The organism is Roseovarius nitratireducens (assembly GCF_002925845.1).
Taxonomy (GTDB): Bacteria; Pseudomonadota; Alphaproteobacteria; order Rhodobacterales; family Rhodobacteraceae; genus Roseovarius; species Roseovarius nitratireducens.
The window spans coordinates 92976-116960 of record NZ_PDNI01000028.1 but is presented as its reverse complement, the minus strand read 5'-3'; the positions used below and the strand labels follow the sequence as shown (position 1 = coordinate 116960).

Annotated in this window: 22 protein-coding genes; 20 read left to right on the top strand and 2 right to left on the bottom strand. The window is 64.2% G+C overall.

Annotated features, from left to right (window positions below; all coding sequences use genetic code 11):
- Positions 1–128: 128 nt before the first annotated feature.
- From argE to CRJ03_RS05280, 9 genes are all read left to right on the top strand, one after another.
- Positions 129–1253: an acetylornithine deacetylase gene (argE, locus tag CRJ03_RS05320; protein WP_104017865.1), complete on the top strand. Its 1125-nt coding sequence runs from the start codon at positions 129–131 to the stop codon at positions 1251–1253.
- 125 nt (positions 1254–1378) lie between these two features.
- Positions 1379–2218 (top strand): GNAT family N-acetyltransferase, encoded by an 840-nt coding sequence (locus CRJ03_RS05315; protein ID WP_104017941.1) that lies wholly within the window; start codon positions 1379–1381, stop codon positions 2216–2218.
- A gap of 17 nt (positions 2219–2235) precedes the next feature.
- Positions 2236–3612, top strand: coding sequence for an aspartate aminotransferase family protein (locus tag CRJ03_RS05310; RefSeq protein WP_104017864.1), 1377 nt, complete (start codon positions 2236–2238; stop codon positions 3610–3612).
- Positions 3609–4520: a 2-hydroxyacid dehydrogenase gene (locus CRJ03_RS05305; protein ID WP_104017863.1), complete on the top strand. Its 912-nt coding sequence runs from the start codon at positions 3609–3611 to the stop codon at positions 4518–4520. Before CRJ03_RS05310 ends, CRJ03_RS05305 begins: the two co-directional genes overlap by 4 nt.
- A 187-nt stretch (positions 4521–4707) precedes the next feature.
- The gene (locus tag CRJ03_RS05300; RefSeq protein ID WP_104017862.1) at positions 4708–5424 is read left to right on the top strand and encodes an HAD-IA family hydrolase; all 717 of its coding nucleotides are present in this window, start codon (positions 4708–4710) and stop codon (positions 5422–5424) included.
- Between the two features lie 132 nt (positions 5425–5556).
- Entirely contained in the window at positions 5557–7125 is a 1569-nt protein-coding gene (locus CRJ03_RS05295; RefSeq protein WP_240611563.1) for an ABC transporter substrate-binding protein, read from the top strand.
- A gap of 72 nt (positions 7126–7197) precedes the next feature.
- The gene (locus CRJ03_RS05290) at positions 7198–8157 is read left to right on the top strand and encodes an ABC transporter permease (RefSeq protein ID WP_104017860.1); all 960 of its coding nucleotides are present in this window, start codon (positions 7198–7200) and stop codon (positions 8155–8157) included.
- Positions 8157–9023, top strand: a complete 867-nt coding sequence (locus CRJ03_RS05285) for an ABC transporter permease (RefSeq protein WP_104017859.1) — start codon at positions 8157–8159, stop codon at positions 9021–9023. The genes CRJ03_RS05290 and CRJ03_RS05285 overlap by 1 nt, the downstream gene beginning before the upstream one ends.
- Complete coding sequence (locus CRJ03_RS05280; protein ID WP_104017858.1) at positions 9023–10687, top strand: ABC transporter ATP-binding protein; 1665 nt, start codon at positions 9023–9025, stop codon at positions 10685–10687. The genes CRJ03_RS05285 and CRJ03_RS05280 overlap by 1 nt, the downstream gene beginning before the upstream one ends.
- A 19-nt stretch (positions 10688–10706) precedes the next feature.
- On the opposite strand, the gene CRJ03_RS05275 is transcribed toward CRJ03_RS05280, so the two are convergent.
- A complete protein-coding gene (locus CRJ03_RS05275) occupies positions 10707–11201 on the bottom strand; it encodes an Lrp/AsnC family transcriptional regulator (protein WP_104017857.1) in 495 nt (164 codons plus the stop codon).
- Between the two features lie 158 nt (positions 11202–11359).
- Between CRJ03_RS05275 and CRJ03_RS05270 the strand changes: the two genes are divergently transcribed.
- Positions 11360–12685, top strand: a complete 1326-nt coding sequence (locus CRJ03_RS05270) for an NAD(P)/FAD-dependent oxidoreductase (RefSeq protein ID WP_104017856.1) — start codon at positions 11360–11362, stop codon at positions 12683–12685.
- Positions 12686–12687: 2 nt separating this feature from the next.
- On the opposite strand, the gene CRJ03_RS05265 is transcribed toward CRJ03_RS05270, so the two are convergent.
- Positions 12688–13794, bottom strand: a complete 1107-nt coding sequence (locus CRJ03_RS05265; protein ID WP_104017855.1) for an NAD(P)/FAD-dependent oxidoreductase — start codon at positions 13792–13794, stop codon at positions 12688–12690.
- A gap of 112 nt (positions 13795–13906) precedes the next feature.
- On the opposite strand from CRJ03_RS05265, the gene CRJ03_RS05260 reads away from it, so the two are divergent.
- The 10 genes from CRJ03_RS05260 to CRJ03_RS05220 all read left to right on the top strand — a co-directional run bounded on the left by CRJ03_RS05260 (position 13907) and on the right by CRJ03_RS05220 (position 23917).
- On the top strand, positions 13907–14791 hold the full coding sequence (locus CRJ03_RS05260) for a LysR family transcriptional regulator (RefSeq protein WP_104017854.1): 885 nt from the start codon (positions 13907–13909) through the stop codon (positions 14789–14791).
- A gap of 93 nt (positions 14792–14884) precedes the next feature.
- Complete coding sequence (locus CRJ03_RS05255) at positions 14885–16936, top strand: hydantoinase/oxoprolinase family protein (RefSeq protein WP_104017853.1); 2052 nt, start codon at positions 14885–14887, stop codon at positions 16934–16936.
- A gap of 5 nt (positions 16937–16941) precedes the next feature.
- Positions 16942–18927 carry a hydantoinase B/oxoprolinase family protein gene (locus tag CRJ03_RS05250; RefSeq protein WP_104017852.1) on the top strand — a complete coding sequence of 662 codons (1986 nt, stop codon included), beginning with the start codon at positions 16942–16944 and terminating at the stop codon, positions 18925–18927.
- Positions 18924–19250, top strand: coding sequence for a (2Fe-2S)-binding protein (locus tag CRJ03_RS05245; protein ID WP_104017851.1), 327 nt, complete (start codon positions 18924–18926; stop codon positions 19248–19250). Before CRJ03_RS05250 ends, CRJ03_RS05245 begins: the two co-directional genes overlap by 4 nt.
- Positions 19247–20620, top strand: coding sequence for an FAD/NAD(P)-dependent oxidoreductase (locus tag CRJ03_RS05240; protein ID WP_104017850.1), 1374 nt, complete (start codon positions 19247–19249; stop codon positions 20618–20620). The genes CRJ03_RS05245 and CRJ03_RS05240 overlap by 4 nt, the downstream gene beginning before the upstream one ends.
- 123 nt (positions 20621–20743) lie before the next feature.
- On the top strand, positions 20744–22207 hold the full coding sequence (locus CRJ03_RS05235) for an aldehyde dehydrogenase family protein (RefSeq protein ID WP_104017849.1): 1464 nt from the start codon (positions 20744–20746) through the stop codon (positions 22205–22207).
- Between the two features lie 23 nt (positions 22208–22230).
- Entirely contained in the window at positions 22231–23277 is a 1047-nt protein-coding gene (locus tag CRJ03_RS05230) for a tartrate dehydrogenase (RefSeq protein ID WP_104017848.1), read from the top strand.
- Positions 23278–23280: 3 nt separating this feature from the next.
- The gene (locus CRJ03_RS20420; RefSeq protein WP_276308221.1) at positions 23281–23403 is read left to right on the top strand and encodes a hypothetical protein; all 123 of its coding nucleotides are present in this window, start codon (positions 23281–23283) and stop codon (positions 23401–23403) included.
- Positions 23404–23422: 19 nt separating this feature from the next.
- Positions 23423–23767: an aldehyde dehydrogenase family protein gene (locus tag CRJ03_RS05225; protein ID WP_104017847.1), complete on the top strand. Its 345-nt coding sequence runs from the start codon at positions 23423–23425 to the stop codon at positions 23765–23767.
- A 15-nt stretch (positions 23768–23782) separates the two neighbouring features.
- Complete coding sequence (locus CRJ03_RS05220; protein WP_129590247.1) at positions 23783–23917, top strand: aldehyde dehydrogenase family protein; 135 nt, start codon at positions 23783–23785, stop codon at positions 23915–23917.
- Positions 23918–23985: the final 68 nt, after the last annotated feature.

The following is a 23985-nucleotide window of genomic DNA, read 5'->3' as shown; positions in this document are numbered from 1 at the left end:
CGCGTTGTACGGGCAGGATCCGGCAAAAGGTGCCGTTGGACCCGCGCGAAGCAACGCCCCTCCCGTCTCGCTTCGGTGCAGGATCAACCATGCCTGCGCGCCATCTGACAAAAGGACACACAGCCACCATGGCCTTTGCCCGCACACCCCATGAGATGCTCGCCCGGCTTGTCGGCTTTGACACGGTTGTCGGGCGTCCGAACCTGTCGTTGATCGAGGCGGTCGCGGACTGGCTCGACGGGCACGGCATTTCCTGCCGCATCCTCGTCGGGCCGGAAGGCGACCGTGCCAACCTCTTTGCCACGATCGGAGACGCGACGCGACCCGGCTATATCCTGTCGGGTCATGTCGATGTCGTCCCGGCCGAGGAACCCGGGTGGCACGCCGACCCGTTCACCCTGCGCCAGACCGGCGACCGGCTGATCGGTCGCGGGGCGTGTGACATGAAGGGCTTTATTGCCGCTGTCCTTGCCGTCGCACCGGATCTGGCGGCGATGGCGCCGGGCACCCCCATTCATATCGCGCTCTCATATGACGAGGAGGCCGGCTGCAAAGGTGTGCCACACCTGATCGCCAAGCTGCCAGAGATGTGCGCGGCGCCGCTTGGCTGCATCGTCGGAGAGCCCACGGGGCTGGTGCCGGTGCTCGCGCACAAGGGCAAGGCGGCGCTGCGTTTGCACGCGACGGGCGTGGCGGGCCATAGCTCGCGTCCTGATCTGGGGCGAAACGCGATCCACGCGCTGCTGCCTGCGCTGGTCGCGGCCGAAGCACAGGCGCGCGAGTTGCAGGCACGTGGCCCACGGGATGACCGGTTCGCGCCGCCATGGTCCAGCCTGCAAGTCGGCACGGTCACAGGCGGGCAGGCAATCAATATCATTCCGGATCGGGCCGAGGCAGAGATCGAGGCCCGCGCCATCGCCGGGACCGATCCCGGGTCGCTGCTCGCCCCGGTCCTGGCCGCCGCCGAAAAGAGCGGTGTGGATACGGAGTGGCTCTCCAGCTATCCGCCCCTTGCCCTCGATGCCGCGCATCCGCTGGCCGCCCTCATGTCTGAGGTTTCCGGTCATCTCGCGACCGCCGCCGTGAGTTTCGGGACGGAGGCAGGGCTTTATCAGCAGGCGGGTATTCCGGCAATCATCTGCGGCCCCGGTGACATCGCCCGCGCACATCGGCCCGAGGAGTACCTGACCCTGCCCGAGCTTCGGGCCTGCCATGACATGCTATTGGCCCTCGGTCGGGCCTGTGCCGGGTAGAGGCGGCATTTCCTGCGGCGCAGGCGGGGCGACGCAAAAGAAAACTGCCGCACCGATCACGCTTCAGGCGCAACATGCCGATCCACGCGCCCTACCGTGAAAGCGACAACAAGACGAGTGAGTTCATGACAGACGCTTCCACGCAACCCACGCTTGGATCGGGGCTGGAAATCCGCCCTTTTGCGCCCGACCATGTGGCCGAGGCGTTGCACCTCTCGCAACAGGTGGGTTGGCCACACACGCAAGATGATTGGGCATTGGCTCTCGCGGTCTCTGAAGGGGTCGTGGCGCTGCATGGCGCGCGCGTTGTCGGGACGGCGTGTTGCACACGTTTCGGCGCGGTCGCGCTCATCAACATGATCATCGTGGATGAGGCGATGCGCGGACGCGGCCTTGGCCGGCGGCTAATGGCAGCGGCTATGGAGCTTGCGCGGGGATCGGGAATGCGGCTGGTTGCCACCCTCGAGGGGTTGCCGCTGTATGAAAAGCTGGGCTTTCGCGCCACGCACCGGATTTTCCAGCATCAGGGTATCGCGCAGACAGCGATCCCCGAACTGCCGGTGCGGGATGGCACTGCGCAGGATGTGGTGCGGCTGGCGGAAATGGACCATGCGGCGTCCGGTCTCGACCGCCGCGCACTGCTCGAAAGGATCGCGGCACAGGGCGAGGTGCTTCTGGCCGAGGGCGGCTTTGCGCTTTTGCGAGATTTCGGGCGCGGGCGTGTGATCGGCCCGGTGGTCGCGCGTGACGCGGCAACCGCGCGTTCGCTGATCGCCGAGGGAGTGCTGCGCAACGCAGGCACGTTCCTGCGCATCGACCTGCCCGAGGCAGCGGGGCTGTCGGATTTCGTGACGACACTGGGCCTGGCGCATGTGGGGGGCGGCACCGCGATGGTCTGCGATCCCGGCGTGGCCCCTGCGGCTGAATTCAAGACCTTCGCCCTTGTGTCTCAGGCGCTCGGATAATTTCACCGGAGACGATCATGCTCACAAACTCCCTCGTCGAACTCGACCGTCGGCACCTTGTCCATCCGGTCTCTTCCTTCCAAGGGCATGAGGCGCGCGGCGTGCGCGTGCTCCGCTCGGCGCACGGGGCCACCGTGACAGACAGCGAAGGGCGCGAGTTGATCGACGGCTTTGCCGGTCTGTGGTGCGTCAACGCGGGTTACGGGCATGAAAGCGTGGTTCAGGCCGCCGCGACGCAGATGCGCGACCTGCCCTATGCCACCGGCTATTTCGATCTGGGCGCCGAGGCGCCGATTCGTCTGGCCGCCGAACTGGCCGAGCGCGCACCCGGTGATCTGGATCACGTGTATTTCTGCCTTGGCGGGTCGGACGCAGTGGACAGCACGATCCGTTTCATCCGCTACTACTGGCACGCTCGAGGTCAGCCGGAACGCGATCAGTTCATCTCGGTCGCGCAAGGCTACCACGGCTCGACTTCCGCGGGCGCTGGTCTGACGGCGTTGCCGGTGTTTCACGACGGCTTTGGTCTGCCCCATGACTGGCAGCACAAGATCCCGTCGCACTACGCCTATCGCAACCCGGTGGGGACGGATGATGCGGCCATAATCTCTGCGTCGGTGGCGGCCTTGCGTGCCAAGGCCGAGGAAATTGGCCCCGAACGGGTTGCCGCCTTTTATGTCGAGCCCATTCAGGGGTCTGGCGGGGTTCTCGTGCCGCCCAATGGCTGGATCAAGGCGATGCGCGATGCCTGCACCGAACTTGGCATCCTCTTTGTTGCCGACGAGGTGATCACGGCGTTTGGCCGGACCGGGCCGCTCTTTGCCTGCGAAGACGAAGGCATCGTGCCCGACCTGATGACCGTCGCCAAGGGCTTGACCTCGGGGTATGTGCCCATGGGCGCGGTGTTGATGAGCGAGCATGTCTACCAGACCATCGCCGAAGGTGCGGGCACCAAGGCCGTCGGGCATGGATTTACCTATTCCGCGCACCCTGTTTCAGCCGCTGTGGCGCTCGAAATACTGAAGCTCTACGAAGGTGGGCTGCTGGAAAATGGCCGCCGTCAGGGCGCCCGCTTGCAGCAAGGGCTGGCCGGCCTGGCCGACCATCCGCTGGTGGGCGACGTGCGCGGGCGCGGCATGCTGGCGGCGGTCGAACTTGTCACAGACAAGGAAAAAAAGACACCTCTGCCCGCCGCGCTGGACGCGGCGACGCGGCTCTTTGATCGCGCATGGGAGCAGGGGCTGATCCTGCGATCCTTTGCGCAGGGGGTACTGGGTTATGCCCCGCCGTTGTGCTGCACGGACGCCGAAATCGACCGGATCGTCGAGCGCACGCGCAAGGTACTGGACCTGACACTGGAGGACACTGAAATCCGCGAGGTGCTTCGCTCATGACGCTCTTGCTGCTTGGACCGCCTGAACGCGCCCGCGCCTGGCGGCCGATTTTCGACGTCGCCGGAGAGGAACTGGTCGTGGGCGAGGATGCCGTGCAGGATCCGTCCGCCATCACGCATCTGGCCTGTTGGACGCCCCCGGCTGACGTCGGTCGTTATTCCAATCTCAAGGCAGTGATAAGCACCGGCGCGGGCGTGGATCAGATGCCGGCCCTGCCGCCCGACGTCGCGCTGGTCCGCACACTGGCGCCCGGGATCGACGCGATGGTACGCGACTGGGTGCTGATGGCGACGCTGATGCTGCATCGCGACATGCCGCGCTATCTGGAGCAGGGCGCGCACGGCGAGTGGTGCACGCATCCCCCGCGCCCGGCCAGCGCGGGCCGCGTGGGGATCATGGGATTGGGCCGGATCGGGCGTGCGGCGGCGGCGAGCCTTTCGTCGCTGGGCTTTGACGTCGCGGGATGGAGCCGGTCTGGCCACCCCGTCGACAATATCGAGGTCTACGGCCATGCCGATCTTGCCGCGTTTCTCGCCCGAACCGACCTGCTGATCTGTCTGCTGCCTTTGACAGACGAAACGCGCGGGCTGCTCGGGGCCGACGTCTTCTCGTCATTGCCCGAGGGCGCGGCGCTCGTCCATGCCGGGCGCGGCGCGCAGCTTGATATGGAGGCAATGCGCAACGCGCTTGATGCAGGACGCCTTCGGGCCGCGATGCTGGACGTGACGGAGCCCGAGCCATTGCCGCAGAGTCATTGGGCATGGATAGATCCAAGGGTCATCATAACACCGCACACCGCGGCAGAAACGGATGCGGTCGAGGGTGCGCGTCACGCGTTGGCCGTGATCCGCGCCACCCGTGACGGCTCTGCACTCCCAGGTCTCGTGGACAGGGAGCAAGGGTACTAGGCCGCAATCGGGGGGGCGGCATTTCTCGCCGCGCGCCCCCGCAAAACGAAAGAATCTGCCGCAGCGTCAACAGAATTCGACGTCACGGCCTTCGTCCAACGGGCGATGATCAATCTAACGGGGCGATGCCCCCTTTCCCCGAAGGGGGCATGAGAAGAAAAGGTAGCGTCGGATGACAACAGCAACGATGACAAAACCTTTGACCGCGTTCGCCTTTATGAGCTTTGACGTCGTTGGCACGCTGATAGATTTCGAAGCTGCGATCACCGGCGCGCTGACGGCCATCGCCCTGGAGGCTGGTGTCGATCTCGATGGCGAAGAGGCGTTGTCGGTCTATCGTGCGGCACGCTATGAGCCTGATGCCGGCCTTTTCCCGGATGATCTGGATCGCTGCTACGGTGTGATCGCGGCGCGGTTTGGCCTGCCCGATACCGCCGAGTTGCGCGCCCGCGTGGTAGACGCGGTGGGAGAAGCGTCCCCGTTTCCCGACAGTGCAGAGGCACTGGCCCGGCTTGGCAAGCACTACAAGCTGATCGCCATGACCAATGCCCGCCGGTGGGCCTTTGAGAAATACGAGGCAAAGCTGGGTTTTCCGTTCTGGGCGGGGTTCACCGTGGACGATACCGGCACCGAAAAGCCTGACCCGGCCTTTTTCCACAAGGTGTTTGCCCACGTGGAAGCGACCGGCGGCACGGCTGACAACATCCTGCATACGGCGCAAAGTCAGCACCACGATATCGGTATCTCGCGACGGCTGGGCATGACGAATGTCTGGATAGAACGCCGCCACGGGCAAGCGGGCTATGGCGCCACGATAGAGCCCGAGACCTTCACCGAACCCGACTACCATTTCCGATCGCTCATGGAACTGGCCGATGCAACCGAACGTGCGGCCGCGACCTGAGCCCGCCACCCCGGCCCAAACCGGCACAAAGAACCGGATGGGGTCTCGACTGAACCACCAACCTCAACTGACACAGGGAACACAGACATGACCAACGATACTCCGAACAACTGGACCGCGCGCGACGACGCCATGGTCGAAGAGGCGATCCGCCGCGGTGCGTCGCGCCGTGATCTTCTGAAGATGCTCATGGGCTCGGGCGTGGCCCTCGGCGCAGGTGGCGGTCTCTTGATGCGGGCCACTCAGGCGGTCGCAGCCACGCCAAAGACCGGTGGGCACCTGAAGGCCGCGGGCTGGTCGGCATCTACTGCCGACACGCTGGATCCGGCCAAGGCCTCGCTCTCGACCGACTACACGCGCAGCTGCGCGCTCTATAACCGGCTGACCTTTCTGAATGAGGCCGGCGAAGTCGAGATGGAACTGGCCGAGTCATTCGAATCGAGCGACGCCAAGACCTGGAACGTCAAGCTGAAATCCGGTGTCACCTTCCATGACGGCAAGACGCTGAGCTCGGCCGATGTGGTGTTCTCGCTCAAGCGTCATCTCGATCCGGATGTCGGTTCCAAGGTGAACTCCATCGCCAAGCAGATGGCCGAAATCACCGCGGTCGATAATCTGAACGTCCGGATCGTCCTGACCGAACCCAATGCCGACCTGCCGACCATCCTGTCGCTGCACCACTTCATGATTGTTGCCGACGGCACCACGGATTTCTCCAAGGGCATCGGCACCGGCGCATTCGTGCTCGAAGAGTTCGAGCCGGGCGTTCGCTCGATCGCGGCTCGCAACCCGAACTACTTCAAGGCAACGGGTCCCTATCTCGACAGTTTCGAGTTTTTCGCGATCTCCGACAACAATGCCCGGGTCAATGCACTTCTGTCTGACGATATCCACATCGCGGGTGCGATCAATGCACGTTCTTTGCGGATGATGGAAGGTCAGCAGGGTGTGGACACCTCTATAACCACGACCGGCAACTATACAAATCTCAATATTCGTCTGGACATCGACCCCGGAGCGAAGGCCGGGTTCATCGAGGGCATGAAACACTTGGTCAATCGCGAACTGATCCAGAAATCGATCTTGCGTGGATTGGCCGAGATCGGCAACGACCAGCCGGTCTCTCCCGCCAACCGCTATCACAATACCGAGTTGCAGCCCCATGAGTATGATCCAGAACGCGCACGCGCGCTGTTTGAGAAGGCAGGCGTTCTGGGACAGACAATCCCGATTGTCGCATCCGATGCCGCCAACGCCTCGATCGACATGGCGACAGTGGTGCAGCAGGCAGGATCTGAAATCGGCATGACATTCGATGTTCAGCGCGCGCCCTCTGACGGGTACTGGTCGAATTACTGGCTGAAAGCGCCGGTCCATTTCGGCAACATCAACCCGCGACCGACGCCGGACATCCTGTTCTCGCTGCTCTATCATTCCGAGGCGCCCTGGAACGAAAGCCAGTACAAATCCGAGAAGTTCGACAACATGCTGATCGAGGCACGCGGATTGCTGGATGAGACCAAGCGGACCGACATGTACTGGGAGATGCAGGAGATGGTCGCCAATGAGGCGGGCACGATCATCCCTGCCTATATCTCAAACATCGATGGGATCGCCAGCGAGCTTAAGGGGCTACGTCCCAATCCTCTGGGCAACCTGATGGGCTATGCCTTTGCGGAATACGTCTGGCTGGACGAATAATCCCACTGCCAACGAGCGCCCGCGCATGGCAACATGCGCGGGCCATTTCCATTCCTGAAAAGGGGGTGCCCCATGCTCTGGTCAACCACGACATGGCGTCTCATCGGGCAACGTCTCGGGATCGCATTAATAACGCTCGTCATCGTATCCTTCGCGGTGTTCTTCGCGACGGAAATGTTGCCCGGCGATGTCGCCCAGATCCTGCTTGGACAGGCAGCAACACCCGAAGCTGTTGCCGGGCTACGCGAGGCGATGGGGCTGAACGAGCCGGCATTTCAGCGCTTTCTAGGTTGGCTGGTGGGGCTCGCCACGGGCGATATGGGGCGCTCTTACGTCAACGACATCGAAGTGGTCGATCTCTTGGGGGGGCGATTGCAGAACTCGCTGCGCCTTGCAGGGATCGTGACCGTCATCTGCGTGCCAGTGGCACTCACCCTTGGCATCATCGCGGCGATGTTTCGTGGCTCTTGGCTGGACCGGGCGGTGTCTGTGGCTACGATTTCGGTGATCTCGGTGCCGGAATTCATGGTGGCCACCCTGTCCGTTCTGGTCTTTGCCGTCTGGCTGGGCTGGCTGCCGGCGCTCAGCTACGGTGTCAATGTCGACAGCATCGGCGCGATGCTGCGGGCCTATGCCATGCCGGTCATCACGCTGAGCTTCGTCGTCGCGGCCCAGATGATCCGCATGACCAGAGCGGCGGTGATCGAAACGATCGAGACCCCGTATGTCGAGATGGCCCTGCTCAAGGGCGCCTCGAAGCTGCGCATGGTCCTGGTTCACGCGCTTCCCAACGCGCTTGGTCCCATTGCCAACGCGGTGGCGTTGTCGCTGTCCTATCTCGTCGGCGGGGTGATCATCGTCGAGACCGTGTTCAACTATCCGGGCGTTGCCAAGCTCATGGTGGACGCCGTCGCCACCCGCGACCTGCCGCTGATCCAGTCCTGCGCGATGGTCTTTTGCGTCAGCTACCTGACGCTGATCACACTGGCGGACATGATCGCAATCCTCTCGAACCCAAGGCTGCGCCAGTGATGACGATTCCCACGACCACCCCCCGCAAACTCCGTCTGCCGACGCCGCGCAATCTGGGCTATTCCTTTGGCTGGACGGGGCGAATCGGCATCGCGATCATCATTTTCTGGGCCATCGTCGCGCTGGTCGGAAACTGGCTCACGCCTTACCCGGTGGGCAAGATCGTCGACTGGGACTATTTCGGCGGAGTAAGTGCCAAATACTGGATGGGTACCGATTACCTGGGCCGGGACATCTTTTCGCGGGTTTTGATGGGCGCACGCTATACGGTGGGAATCGCACTGGCGGCGGTGACGCTAGCCTGCACCCTGGGTGTCATCCTCGGGATGATTGCGGCGGTGATCGGCGGCTGGTTCGACACGCTGCTGTCGCGGCTTCTGGATGCGTTCAACGGTATCCCCTCGTTGCTCTTCGGTCTCGTCGTCGTGGCCGCCGTGGGGTCCTCCATTCCGGTTCTGGTGTGGACGCTGGCCGCGATCTACATGCCGGGGGCCTACCGGTTTGCCCGCGCGCTGGCGGTGAACATCAACACGATGGATTTCGTGACCGTTGCCCGTGCCCGTGGCGAGGGCACGCCTTACATGATCACGTTCGAGATATTTCCCAACATCCTCGGCCCGGTTCTTGCCGATTTCGGGTTGCGGTTCGTCTTTATCGTTCTGGTGTTGTCGGGCCTGTCTTTCCTTGGCCTCGGCGTGCAGCCGCCCTATGCCGACTGGGGCGCCCTGGTGCGCGAGAACATCGAGGGGCTGAGCCTCGGTGCTCCGGCGGTGATCTTTCCGTGCATCGCCATCGCGTCACTGACCATCTCGGTCAACATGTTCATCGACAACCTACCCACCAAGATCAGAGACAGGGCCGAATGATGACAGACACACCTCTCGTTTCCGTCCGCGACCTGCGGATTGGTGCCGTCACCGACTCGGGCCGCAACGTCGAGATCATTCGTGGCGTGGACTTTGACATCGCGCCCGGAGAAATCCTGGCCCTGATTGGTGAATCCGGGTCGGGCAAGACGACGATCGCGCTCTCGCTCATGGGTCACACCCGCCGTGGCTGTTCCATCGAGGGCGGTACGATCCGCGTCGGGGAGCACGATGTCACAGGAATGACCGAAAGGCAGCGCGCCAAGCTGCGCGGCACCGAGATTTCCTATGTCCCGCAATCGGCGGCAGCCGCGTTCAATCCGAGCAAACGGATCATGGACCAGGTGGTGGAGACAACCCGCATCCATGACCTGATGCCGCGCGCCAAGGCCGAGGAACGCGCCCGCGGTCTCTTTCGCGCGCTTGCGCTGCCCGATCCCGACACCATCGGCGAGCGTTACCCGCACCAGGTATCGGGCGGACAGCTTCAGCGGCTGTCGGCGGCGATGGCCCTGATCGGCGATCCGGAACTGGTGATCTTCGATGAGCCGACCACCGCGCTGGATGTGACGACACAGATCGAGGTGCTGCGCGCCTTTCGCCGCGTGATGGAGGAAGGTGGCATGGCCGGCGTCTATGTCAGCCATGACCTAGCCGTTGTCGCCCAGATCGCGGATCGCATCGTGGTGCTCAAGAACGGTGAAATCCAGGAACAAGGCACGACCGAGCAGATTCTGAGCGCGCCCAAACATCCCTATACCAAGGAACTTCTGGCCGCTTTCGATCCGGTGCCACATGTCGCCGTGAAGGACGTCGAAGCGGAAGCCGAGACGCCGATACTCGAAGTTCGGGGCCTTTATGCGGGATACGGTCCCATCAAGGATGGCGAACCGCTGGCCAAGGTGATGAGCGACGTGAGTTTCAAGCTATATCGCGGGCGCAACCTGGGTGTGATCGGCGAGTCGGGGTCCGGCAAGTCGACGCTGGCGCGGGCCATTGCCGGCATCTTGCCAGCCTATCGGGGCGAAGTGCTGCTGGATGGGCACACGCTCGCGCCATCCCTGGGTCAACGCAGCAAGCAGGAACTGCGCCGCGCGCAGATCGTCTTTCAGTTGGCGGACACGGCACTGAACCCGGCGCATTCCGTGGGCAGCATAATTGCGCGCCCGCTGCGGTTCTACAAGGGTCTGCGCGGCGACGCCGCTGACAAGCGGGTGATCGAGTTGCTGGATATGGTCCACCTGCCGCCGACCTTGCGCCACCGGCTCCCGTCCGAGCTGTCGGGCGGACAGAAGCAACGCGTGAACCTTGCCCGCGCCCTGGCCGCCGAGCCCGAACTGATCCTCTGCGACGAGATCACCTCGGCCTTGGATACCGTGGTGGCGGCCGCGATTCTCGAATTGCTCAAGGAACTGCAAGGTGAACTGGGACTTAGCTACATGTTCATCAGCCATGACCTTTCCACCGTCGAGGCGATCTGCGACGACGTACTCGTCATGTACAAGGGTGAGGTGGTCGAGGCCTTGCCGGCTGCACGGATGTCCCAAGACGCGACCCACGCCTATTCCCGGCTGCTGATATCGTCGGTGCCGCAGCTCGATACCGGTTGGCTCGCCGGCCTGGAACAGGATCCCGAACTACTGGCCGCGTTTTCGGACCGCTGAGGCGCTGGCCCCCTGGTCTTTACTCGGTCTCCGTGAACAGCCGGGTCAACGGCAGCTGCCGCTTGATGAACGGGGTCTTCATCACCACGAAGCTGAAATAGCGATCTATTCCCGAGTTGCGGTCAATCAGCTCTTCGATGATTTCCTGATAGTCGCTGATCCCGGCGGTGACGAACTTGGCCAGATAGTCGTAGCCGCCGGAAATCAGGTGACATTCAACGCAATTGTCGATCTTTTCCAGAGATTCCTGAAAACGGGCAAAATCTATCTGCCGGTGGTTCTTCAGCGTGAACTCGGTGAACACGGTCAGCGTCTCACCCAGCTTGGCCACGTTGATCAGCGCCGAGTATCCGGTGATATAGCCGGATTTTTGCAATTTCTTCACGCGGGTCAGACAAGGCGAGGGCGACAGGTGAACGAGATCGGCCAATTCGACATTGGTGATGCGGCCGTTGCGCTGCAACTCGGCCAGTATGCGAATGTCGATTCGGTCAAGCTTCTGCAGGTTGTTCATCGGTCCTGTCCTTGCATGTAACGGCGCGACACGCGAAGCCGGAGGCGATTGGCACACCCGGTATCACAAATACGAAACGATCTGCCGACCACCTCTACAGATGCGGCACAAATAGCTGAAATCCTACAGCTAGGTTTCGAAAAACACATGGGAAATTCATGCCTGCTCCACTGCTTGAGATCGAAACCCACTCCGAGCTTCCCAACCAGGCCGATTGTGTGGTCATTGGCGGCGGAATCGTTGGCGTCAGCGCCGCGTACTGGCTTGCCCGCGCAGGGCAGAACGTTGTTCTGCTCGAGAAAGGCCGTATAGGTGCGGAACAATCGAGCCGCAACTGGGGTTGGTGCCGCCAGCAAAATCGTGATGCCCGGGAACTGCCGCTGTCCACCCGTAGCCTCGCGCTCTGGGAAGAGATGAGCGCCGATATCGCTGCTGATCTCGGGTTTCGACGCTGCGGGTTGCTCTACCTGTCCAACGATCCTGATGAAATCGAAGGCTGGGCCAAATGGGGCCGATTTGCCCGCGGTGAAGGTGTCGATACCCGGATGCTGACCCCTGAAGAGGCCACCGAACACGGTACCGCCACCGGTCAGCGTTGGCAGGGTGGTGTCTGGTCGCCAAGCGATGGCGTCGCCGATCCATCGCGCGCGGCACCGCTGATCGCGCGGGGCATCTTGACGCATGGCGGGACGGTTGTGCAGGGCTGTGCGGCGCGCGGGCTGGAAACCGGGGCCGGTGCCGTTTCGGGCGTCATTACCGAGCGCGGCACGATCCGGACGCGCGTGGTGGTGATGGCCGGTGGTGCCTGGGCCAGCAGCTTTCTGCATCGTCACGGCATCGGGTTTCCGCAGGCCGCGGTGCGCAGTTCGATATTGTCCGTTGCACCGGGGGCCGAAGGGCTGCCCCGCGCATTGCACACCGCTGCCGTGTCGGTCACGCGCCGCGGCGACGGCGCGCATACCCTGGCCGTATCGGGACTGGCCAATCTCGATCTCACGCCGGGGGCGCTCGCCGGGGCACGCCATTTCCTGCCGATGTTCGCCAAGCGTTGGCGCGCACTGCGCCCGGGCGGGGCGCAGGCCTGGCGCGCAGGATTCGAAACGCGCAAGAAATGGGCTTTCGATCGCGAAACACCGATGGAGCGCAGCCGCATCCTCGATCCCCGCCCCAGCAAGGCGCTGATTGAGCTGACGCTCAAGCGTGCGCGTAGCCTGTTGCCCGCACTCAGGAATATTCCGGTCCAGGCGCAGTGGGCGGGATATATCGACAGCACACCGGACGGTGTGCCGGTGATCGACGCCGATATCGGGACGCCCGGTCTCGTGCTGGCGGCGGGCCTCTCGGGGCATGGGTTCGGCATCGGACCAGGTGTTGGGCACCTGGTGGCCGACATGGTCCTCGGACGCGCCCCGATCTGCGAAACCGCCCAGTACCGCCTCGGCCGGTTCGGCAAGGGCCAGTGGGGCAAGGTGGCAGAGTTCTGATCTCATGCCGCGAAACGGGTGATGGAAAAATCCGCCAACGGTGTCGCACACCGACCGGTCGCGATCAATTCGGCCATGGCGTCGCCGACACCGGGGCCCAGTTGGAAACCGTGCCCACAGAACCCGAAAGCGTGAAACAATCCCGGTGTCGTGCCAGAGGCCCCCATCACCGGCAGGTTGTCGGCGACGTAGCCCTCGCAGCCTGACCACTGGCGGATCACCGCAACATCGGCCAGCGCCGGAACCAGCTTCAGCACAGCCGCCACCTGAGCGGGTAGAGAGGACGGATCGGCTTGGGCAAAACCGGGATCAGGTGCCACCGGAACGCGCGCGACAGCGCCGCCAAACACCACGTTGCCGCGTTCGACCTGCCGCAGATAGGCCCCATGTGCCCGGCTCCAGACGCCGACCACAGGTGCGATGCGATAGGGCACCGGTTCTGTCACGGCCATTTGCGGCCCCCATGTGCCAAGCGGCACTTCTTCGCCGAACCGCGCTGCCACCTCCCGGCCCCAGGCGCCCGCACAATTGAGCAACGCCGCTGCCTTGTGAACACCCTTGGCCGTTATCACCTCAAAGCCGGTCTCACTTTGTCGCATGTCCAGAACCGGGGCCTCATCGACGATGCAGGCCCCGGCGCGCGCCGCCGCCTCGGCAAAGGCCGGGGCCACCAGCCGCGGATTGGCCGATCCGTCCCTTGGCGAGAAGGACGCGGCAATGGCGTCCGGTCCAAGCCCCGGAAAGCGGCGGCGGAAGTCGTCGGGCCCGAGTTCTTCGAGCGTGAGATCGTTGGCCCGCGCGGCGCGCGCATAGCTGCGCATGTCGTCCAACCCGTCCGCGTCGAAAATCAGCCGCAGATGCCCGGTCGCGCGAAACTCCACGTCGCGCCCCAACAGCGTCTGCGCCTCGTTCCAGATCGCGAGAGACCGGGCAGCCAGAGGCAATTGCGCCAAATGCCGTCCACTGCGCCGGATGTTGCCAAAGGACGCAACGGTCGCTCCCGCGCCAATTCGGCGACGCTCGATCAATGTCACCCGGATGCCACGGCGTGCGAGGAAGAAGGCCGAGGCCGTCCCCATCAGACCGCCACCCAGAACGATCACATCCATGCCGCCATGCCCCTTTTGACAAAGGAATTTGAACCATCAGACCCTGCTAACCCGGTTGTGTCAAAGTCGGGAAACATGGCACCCTATAAGCCTGACCTATAGGAGAAACGGGATGCGCGCACGCCAACTCGAAGTCTTTACCGCTGTCATGCGGGCCGGAACCGTGACCGGGGCGGCACGGCTTCTCAACATATCGCAGCCCGCGCTCAGCCAGATTCTCATTCATACGGAGGCGCAACTTGGCTTTGCCCTCTTTGATCGCGAAAAGGGCAGGTTGCGCCCCACGCCAGAGGCTTTTGAGCTCTATCCAGAGGCTGAGCGCCTGTTTGCCGGCCTCGAAGGGCTACGCCGCAAGACATCGGATCTGCGGCTTGGCCGGGCCGGGCTGGTGCGGATCGCGGCCTCGCCACCGCCCGGCATGTCCCTGCTGCCCCGCGCGCTCAGGACGTTCCGTACCGAGCATCCGGATGTCGTTTTGCGCACGCATGTCGCCCCTCTGGCTGCGATGGTGGACCTTCTGCGCACTGGTGATGCTTCCATGGCCCTGGCGCTCGATGATGACCTGCCTCCCGATATCGCTGTCGAAAACATAGGTACCACGAGCTTTTGCTGCCTTTTGCCAGAGGGTCACGGGCTGACAGGTGCGCGAGAGGTGGGGTTCTCCGATCTGGAAGACGAGACGATCATATCCTATCGCAGCCAGACCCGACCGCACGACGAACTGGACATGGCCCAGCGCCGACGCGGCGGCATCTTTGCGCCGCAGATCGAGATTGACAGCTCGATATCGGCGGCCGGGTTCGTGCGCGCCGGGCTGGGCGTCGCCTTGGTCGATGCGCTTTTGCCCTGGGCGCAGTTTCCCGGCATCGTGGCGCTTCCGCTGAGGGATGCGCCTGGCTTGCCGGTGTCTCTCCTGACCGCGCGTGACAAGACATTGTCGCGCGCCGAAGAGGCCATGCGCAAACTGTTACATGCCACCCCGCTCGTCGAGACATAAGCCCCCCTTATACATCGCTGTTCTATCCGTCTTGGACGTGGCGCGCCCGATCTGGTCGAGTTCCGGCAAGTGACCGGAAAGGATCGAAGAGAGATGGATGGCAACACCGCCCCTGCGGATTGGAAGATCGGTGTCGATATCGGCGGCACCTTCATGGATTTCTGCGCATTGGACACCCGTAGTGGCCGCATCGCGTCGCTCAAGGTGCTGACCACCCCCGATGATCCGGGGGCCGAGTTGCTGACGGGGCTCGATCTGCTGGAAGAGCGTGAAGGGCTCGATCCGGGGGCTGTGACCCGGTTCGTGCATGGCACCACGGTGGGTATCAACACGATCCTGCAACGCAAGGGCGCGCGGCTGGCGCTCATCACCAATCAAGGCTTTGAGGACGTGATCGAGCTGGCGCGCCTGGGAATGCCGGAGATGTACTCGCTGTTCTGCCACCGGGCAGAGCCTTTGATCCCGCGTGACCGGGTCTTTGGTATCCCCGCGCGGTTGCGCGCGGACGGCAGCGAGCCGGTTGCCCCGACATCTGAGGCCGTGCGCGAGGCAGTGAGGCTGGCCCAAGAGGCCGGTGCCGATGGCATTGTCGTCTCGTTTCTGCACAGTTGGCGCAACGGAGCGCAGGAGGCCAAGGTAAAGGCGATGATCGAGGCCGAGGCGCCCGATCTGTTCGTCTTCACGTCCTCCGAGGTGTGGCCGGTGATCCGCGAATACGAGCGCAGTTCGACCGCGATTCTCAACGGTTATGTTCACCCCCGCGTGGCTGGCTACCTGTCCGCGCTCGAGGATCGTCTGGCCGGCCGGGGCGTGCCGGCGCGCGCCTTGCTGACCAAATCGAATGGCGGATTGATGAGCGCGCATCAAGGCCGCAGGGACTGTGTGTCGATGTTGCTTTCGGGCACGGCGTCGGGCGTGATGGGGGCAGCCTGGCTGGCGCGACAGGCTGGAGAGTCGCATGTTCTGACCCTTGATATCGGCGGGACCTCGGCCGATTTTGCACTCATCGTCGATGGTGAGGTGCAGTTCGGGACCGATGAGCGGATCGGCGACTTTCCCCTGCATATCCCCTCGGTCTCGGTCAGTTCCATTGCCATCGGCGGCGGCTCGATTGCCAGCGTCGACAGTCACGGCGTGCTGCGCGTGGGGCCAGACTCGGCAGGCTCCAGCCCCGGACCGGCCTGCTATGGGCGCGGCGGCACGGCCCCCACGGTGACCGATGCGATGGCCGTCTGCGGCTGGCTTGGACAGGCTGAAATGGCCTATGGTCAACTCAGCATCGACCGCGATCTCGCCCGTGACGCGGTGACCCGGATTGCCGGGCCGATGGGTCGCAGCGTGGAGGAAACCGCGCAAGCCATTCTCGACATCGCCGTGTCCGAACTGTTCGTGGAGGTCGAGAAACTGGGCTCGCGCGCGGGCGTCGACCTGCGCGACTATGCGCTCATGCCGTTTGGCGGCGGCGGCCCCATGCTGGGTGCCTTCCTCGCGCGTGAGCTTGGCATGACGCGCGTTCTGGCTCCTCGCAGACCTGGCGTTGTTTCGGCGCTCGGTGGGTTGGTCGCGGATATGCGGGGTGATTTCCTGCAAACGGTTTTCACCGATCTCGATGCCACCGCCCCCCGCCAACTTTGCGCCGCGCTCGCGGATTTGCAGAAAGAGGGAGATGCGTGGCTCAAGGCGCAGGGCCATGTTGGCGCGGCACAGGTCCGGCTCTCGGCCGATATGCGCTATGCCGGTCAGAGCTATGAGATCGAGACCGCGCTCGAGCCGGATTGGCTCTCCGATCCCGCCCGGCTGGCGACGGCATTCCATGAGACGCACCGCCGGATATACGATTTCGACGACCCGGCGGGCGCAATCGAAATCGTGAACCTGCGGCTTTCGGCGATCGGCGTCACGCCCAAGCCGGACTTTGCCGAGGCGATCACGACGACCGCCCACGCCATGCCCGCCCGGGAAGTGCAGGTGCATCTGAACGGTGCGCGCCATATCCCGCTCTTCGAGCGTGCCGATCTCATGGCCGGCGTCACCTTCGACGGCCCCGCCGTGGTCTGTCAGGAGGATACCACGCTTGCCATTCCGGAGGGCGCACGCGCCCACGTTGACAGGCATCTCAATATCCACCTCGAACTCGCGGAGTGAGCCCCATGTCTGACAAGATGACCCTTCAGGTGCTGGCCAACCATGCCCGTGCCGCTGCCGAAAACATGGCGCATACGTTGCATCGCACGGCGCATTCCGCCTTCGTCAAGGAGACACAGGATTTCACGGTGATGCTGATGGATCGCCACGGCGACACCTTTGCCGTGCCGATGGATCTGGGGGCCACATGGTATCCGGGCCTGAGCTACAGGCGGGCCATCGACATGGTCGAGGATTATCGCCCCGGCGACGTGGCTTTTACCAACGATCCCTATTCCGGCCATGTCGCCACGCATGCCCCGGATACCCATCTCTGGAAACCGGTCTTTCACGAAGGTGAGATCGTGGCATGGACCGGCGGGCATATACACAATACCGATATGGGCGGCGCGGTGCCTGCGTCCCTGTCGCGCTCGCTGACCGAAATTCATCAGGAAGGGGTGCGGTTTCCCCCTATGAAGCTGGTCAACGAGGGGGTCTTTGACGCGCAGATCCTGCGTATCATGGAAACCAATGTCCGCAAGCCCGCCCTGAACATCGGCGACATCAAGGCGCTGGTCGGCGCGCTGAACACCGGCGAACGCAAGGTCCACGCGATGCTCGCACGATTTGGCGGCCGCGGCTTCCTCTCCGGGGTTGCCGCGCTCAAGGATCAGGCCGAGGCGCAGGCACGCGAGATCCTGCGCGGCGTTCCCGATGGTGACTATGTGTTTACCGATTACGCCGACGAAGACAGCGACTTTGCAAATCCCTGTCGGCTGCACTTGACCCTGCGTATTCGGGGCGACAGCGCCGAGCTGGATTTCACCGGGTCCGACCCGCAGCTTGGCTCATCTCTCAACGTACCTTCGGGGGGGGATCCGCGCCATACCATGCTGTTGGTCGGGGTTTACTATGTACTCTACACGCTCAATCCGCGGCTCTTGCTGAATACCGGGCTGACGCGGCCGTTCACCTGTGTCGCGCCCGAGGGTACAGTGCTCAACCCGGTTGCGCCGGCGGCCGTGGGGATGCGGTCGCTGACCTGCGCGCGGCTGCGATCGGTGATTTTCGGCGCGTTCAGTCAGGCCATCCCCGAGCGGATGCCCGCTGCTCCCGCGGGAAACAACTGCATCGTGAATGTCATGACCCATGACGAGCGCAGCGGGCAAAAGGTCATCGCGGCGGTCAATCCGGTGGTCGGCGGCGGTGGCGGGATGCCGCATCGCGACGGCACCAACGGCTCGGGCGCGGATGCAGCCTATCTCAAGAACACGCCGATCGAGATCACCGAAACCGAGGTGCCGGTGGAGTTCGTCAAGTACAGCCTCGCACGCGATACCGGAGGCGCAGGACGCTGGCGCGGGGGGCTGGCCACGGAAATGGCCTTTCGCGTTTTCGCCCCTGACACGCGCATCACTGCCCGTAACCGCGACCGCTCGCGCTTTCGCCCCTGGGGTGTCCTGGGGGGGCGCGCGGCCGGGCTGGCGGAAATGGTGGTCAATCCCGGCACACCGGATGCGCGGCGCATGGGCAGTGCTGACACGGCCATTTTGCAGCCCGGTGATGTGCTTTCCATCCGTTCGGCAGGTGGGGGCGGACGCGGTGACCCGATGAGCCGCGAGACATGGCGTGTGGCGCAGGACGTGGCGCGCGGTCATGTTTCGGAAGAGGCAGCGCGCCGTGACTACGGCGTCGTCATGCAAGGCGGCGAGGTCGATGAGACCGCGACCGCTGCGTTGCGCGTCGAGGCGCGCGGGCATGATGGACATTTCCATTTCGGGCCGGAGCGCGACGCTTTTGAGGCGCAATGGACCGATGCCGCCTATGCCCGTTTGACCGATATCCTGATGGCCCTGCCTGTGCATTGGCGGTTTTTCGTCAAGACAGAGGTTTTTCGCCGGATAGAGGCGCGCAAGGGCGCAGAGGGGGTGAACGCCGCCTACGCCGAAACTCGCAAGCGGTTTCCTGATATCCCACACCCTCGCGCCCATGCCGAGGCTGCGGAATGAGCGGCGGCGCCCCAAGCGCAGGCCGCGTAAGGCGGCTGGCCGAGACGGACCGCGCAGCGCTGGTCTTCGGCTTTGATGGGGCGGCATATTCAGGGCTGGACGGCGACACGGTGCTGACCGCCGTACTGGCTGCGTTACCTGATTTGCGCGCGGCGGAATTCGGACCCGAGCGGCGGGCGGGATTCTGCCTGATGGGAGCTTGCCAGGATTGCTGGCTGTGGCAGGAGGACGGTCCGCGCCTGCGGGCTTGTTCGACCCCGTTGCGCGCGGGGATGCGCCTGCGTTCATCCCCACCGGACGACTGGCCCGGAACCTTGCCATGACCCGCATTCTTGTCGTGGGCGCGGGCCCTGCGGGTATCCGCGCCACCGAAACGCTCGTTGCAGGCGGACTGTGCCCGACCGTCGTGGATGAAGGATCGCGGGCGGGGGGGCAGATTTATCGGCGCCCGCCCGAGGGATTTACCCGGCCGCCGGGCACGCTCTATGGTTCGGAGGCGGGCAAGGCCCGGCGATTGCACGACGTCTTTGACGGGTTTGTGCGCGACCGGGAGATCGAGTATCACCCCGAATGCAGCGTTCTGGGCCTGCATGACGGGGTCGCGCAGGTGCTGGGACCGACCGGTGTGATATCGCTGCGTTATGACAGATTGATCATTGCGACCGGGGCAACGGACCGGCTCGCCCCCGTTCCCGGCTGGCAGATGGCGGGGGTCTACAGTCTTGGTGCCACACAGATCGCGCTCAAGGCGCAAGGGGTGGCACTCGGACGGCGCATGGTTCTGGCAGGTTCGGGCCCGCTGCTGACGCTGGTTGCCGCGCAACTGATCGACGCGGGGGCCGAGGTGGCGGCGGTTCTGGATACCGCACCGTGGCGCGCGCAGGTCAGGGGTGGTGCGAGGATGGCGCTGGCTCGTCCTTTGTTTACGCTGCGCGGGCTGCGCATGCGCGCGCGTTTGGGGCGCCTCTACAAGGCTGGCGTCACGCTTGTCTCTATCGAGGGTGAGGGGACCGGCCCCCAAGCCATCAACTGGCGCGATGCGCGCGGTCGCGTGCAGCGCACGGCCTGCGACACGGTGGCGCTCGGCTGGCACTTGCGGGCCGAGACGGCCCTCGCCGACCTCGCGGGAGCCTCGTTCGAATGGTCGGATACCTGGGCGCAATGGCTTCCCGAAACGGACGAGGCGGGCCGCGCTGCGGACGGGCTGTATCTCGCGGGTGACGGGATCTCGCTGCTCGGGGCCGACGGCGCAGAAATCAGCGGGCGACTCGCGGCGTGCGCCTGCCTTGCTGATCTGGAATACCAGATAGACATGGGCGCCTACGCGCGCGACTTGCGGGGCGCGCGTCGCTTGCGCGGTTTTGCCAAAGGTGTCGCCGATGCCTTCCCATGGCCTGCGGACATGATCCGTGCGCTGCCGGACGCTGCAATCCTGTGCCGCTGCGAGGGCGTCACGGCCGGCGAACTGCGCGCGACCCTGCCCCTCTCCGGGCCTGAGGCGAACCGCGCCAAATCGCTCAGCCGTGTTGGTATGGGGCGCTGCCAGGGGCGCTATTGCCAGCTTGCCGGGGCGGAGGTGATGGCAGCGGCAACGGGGGTGCGCGCTGCACAGATGGGCCGGCTGCGTGTGCAGCCGCCCGCACGCCCGGTGCCACTCGCCGCGTTCGCGACACGCAGTGATAGCCCGGACTGAGTCGCACGCATCTTCTGCGTCCGGACCTGGCACTTGCGGCGCAAAATGCTGCCAACCGGGTGCTTTCGGCAAATGCTTTCAGTCCAACCACGCCAAGTTGAAGGCGACAGACACGAGGTTCTCATGACATTCGCCTTCGATCCTTTTGGGTTGACCCTGCCGCCTGGTCATCACATCGGCGGTCAGTATGTTTCCGCAGCCGAGGACATAGCGGTCTCCGCTCCCTCGAACGGTGCATCACTGGGGGCGATCCCGCGCGCTGATGCGGCGATGGTTGACCGCGCGGTCGAGACGGCTCGCACCGCCTTGCGGACCTCCGGCTGGGGAATTGCGGCCCCGCGAGACAGGCTGCGCGCACTGCACCGCTGGGCCGATCTGATCGAGCAGGAGGCCGAAACGCTGGCGCGTCTGGAGGCTGTCTGTTCCTCGCGCCCGGTCGCCGAGGTGATCGCGGGAGATATCCCGGTCACCGCCGAACAGATCCGGTTCTTTGCGGAATTCGCGGACAAGGAATGCGATACGCTTGCGCCGACGGCGGAGGGGCATCTGGGCATGATCACCTCCGAGCCCCATGGTGTGGTGGGGGCTATTACGCCGTGGAACTTCCCTATTTCCATGGCCGCTTGGAAGTTGGGCCCGGCTCTCGCCGCAGGCAACGCGGTCGTTCTGAAGCCGTCGGAGATGACGCCGTGGTCAGCGCTTTTCATGGCCGAACTCTCGGTGCGCGCGGGCCTTCCGGCAGGGCTGATCAACGTCGTCCTGGGGGACGGTGCGGGAACCGGCGCGGCGATCACCGGCCATCCCGGTATCGACAAGGTTTCCTTTACCGGATCGACGCGCGCCGGTGCCGCGATCATGGAGAATATCGCCCGCTGCGGAATCAAGCCGATGACGCTGGAGCTTGGCGGCAAAAGCCCGATGGTCGTTCTCGCCGATGCCGATCTCGACCTTGCGGCGAACTGTCTTGAACGCGGCATCCTACCGAATGCCGGGCAGTTCTGCGTTGCCGGATCGCGCATGATCGTGGCCCGCGAAATTGCCGACGATCTGGCAGAGCGCCTGACCGAGCGGTTCAACCGGCATGTTCCCGCGCCGACATGGGCCGAGCATCCTGGCTTCTGCCCTATCATTTCCGAGACGCAGCTCACGCGGATCGACGGCATCGTGCACGCCGCCCGCGATCACGGTGCCGATATCCTCTGCGGCGGGACGCGCTTTGACACCGAAGGCAGCTATTACCGTCCGACGCTCCTTGCCGGGGCGGCCATGGACAACCCGGCTGTTACCGACGAGATATTCGGCCCCGTCGCCACCTTTCAGACTTTCGAGAGCGAGGACGAGGCGATTGCGATGGCCGCGCACCCGACCTACGGGCTCTGTGCCGGTCTGTTTAGCCGCGATCTCGCCCGCGCGCTCCGCCTGTCGCGAAGGATCGAGGCCGGCACCGTGTGGATCAATCGCTACGGCCGCTCGCGTGACCACATCCTGCCAACCGGCGGCTGGAAGGCCAGCGGGCTGGGCAAGGATCTGGGCCGCGAAGCCTACACCGCCAATCGCCGCACGAAATCCGTGCTGGCAACGCTTTGAACGGCCGCCTTGAGGGAACGAACATGACCAATCACAAGATTGCCCTGATCCCGGGTGACGGGATCGGAACAGATGTGACGGATGCAACCATGAAGGTGCTGCACGCCGTGGCCGCCACTGCCGGTTTCACGCTGGAAACCGAGACCTTTCCATGGTCCTGCGCGCACTATCAAGAGAGCGGCGCGATGATGCCCGAGGATGGCATCGAGACGCTGCGCGCGTTCGATGCGATCTATCTGGGCGCGGTCGGCTGGCCGGACACGGTGCCCGATGCCGTGTCCTTGCACGGGCTGCTGCTGCCGATCCGCAAGGCGTTCGACCAATATGCCAATATCCGCCCGCACCGTCTATTGCCGGGGGTGGAGGGGCCGCTGAAATCCGGCGAGTTCGACATCCTGTGCATCCGCGAGAACACCGAGGGCGAATATGCTGGCGCGGGCGGTCGCGTACATCAGGGGCGTGACAATGAGGTAGCGGTCGAAACCTCGATCTTTACCCGCAAGGGTGTGGAGCGCATCCTGCGCTTCGGGTTCGAGCAGGCCCGCGCAAGACGCGGGCATCTGACCTCTGTCACCAAGTCGAACGCGCAGAAATACTCCATGGTCTTCTGGGACGAAATGACCCGCATCCTCGCCCCCGAATATCCCGATGTAACGGTCAGCCATATGCATATCGACGCCATGGCCGCCAGGATGGTGATGGCGCCCGGTACACTCGATGTCGTCGTGGCCTCGAACCTGTTCGGGGACATCCTGACCGACCTTGGCGCGGCCATTCAGGGCGGGCTTGGCTTTGCTGCCTCGGCTAATATCTGCCCGGACCGCTCCGCACCGTCGATGTTCGAGCCGGTCCACGGCTCGGCCCCGGATATCGCGGGCCAGGGGATAGCCAATCCTATTGCGGCGATCTGGTCGGGTGCGATGATGTTGCATCATCTGGGCGAGACCACCGCCGCGGAAACGGTAGAGAGGGCACTCGCCGCGACCACCGGGCAGGGCATCGGCGTGCGACCCGGCAGCCACGGTACCGACGAGATCACCGGTGCGGTGATATCCGCAGTGAAAGGTTGACCGATGAAACTCTCCGATCCCGATCTGTTTCGCGAGGCTGCCCTGATTGACGGCAACTGGATCGCGCGACCCGACATGCAGGTGATCGACCCCGCAAGCGGTGCCGCGATTGGGAATCATACCTGACATCACCGCAGAAGAGACAATGCGCGCTATCTCTGCCGCCGAGAGGGCGATGGTAGAATGGCGCGCCCGCACCCATGCCGAGCGGGCCGACATTCTAATGCGCTGGCATGACCTTGTGCAGGACAACACCGAAGATCTGGCGTGCATTCTGACAGCAGAACAGGGCAAACCGCTGGCCGAGGCGCGCGGCGAGGTGGCCTATGGCGCGTCGTTCATCCGCTGGTTTGCCGAGGAGGCACCGCGCATCGACGGTGCGATGATTCCATCGCCGCCACCGGGCAAGAAGATCCTCGCGATGAAAGAGCCCGTGGGGGTATCCATGATGAATTCGTTGCCGCGCTATCCAGGCGAGTGGATGCGCTAACGGTCGGTCCGGGCGATGCGGCTCGCAAACGGCACCCCATTCGGCCTTGCCGCATATTACTATACCCGCGACCTGGCCCGGGCGTTTCGTGTGGGCGAGGCGCTGGAATTCGGCATTGGCGGAGCGATCGGTGATGATGTTCTTGCCTGACACCGGGCTTTGAGGCGAGATTGCAGGGTGGGGGCGGCCATGCGAGCCTCCCGTCCGGCGATCCGGCG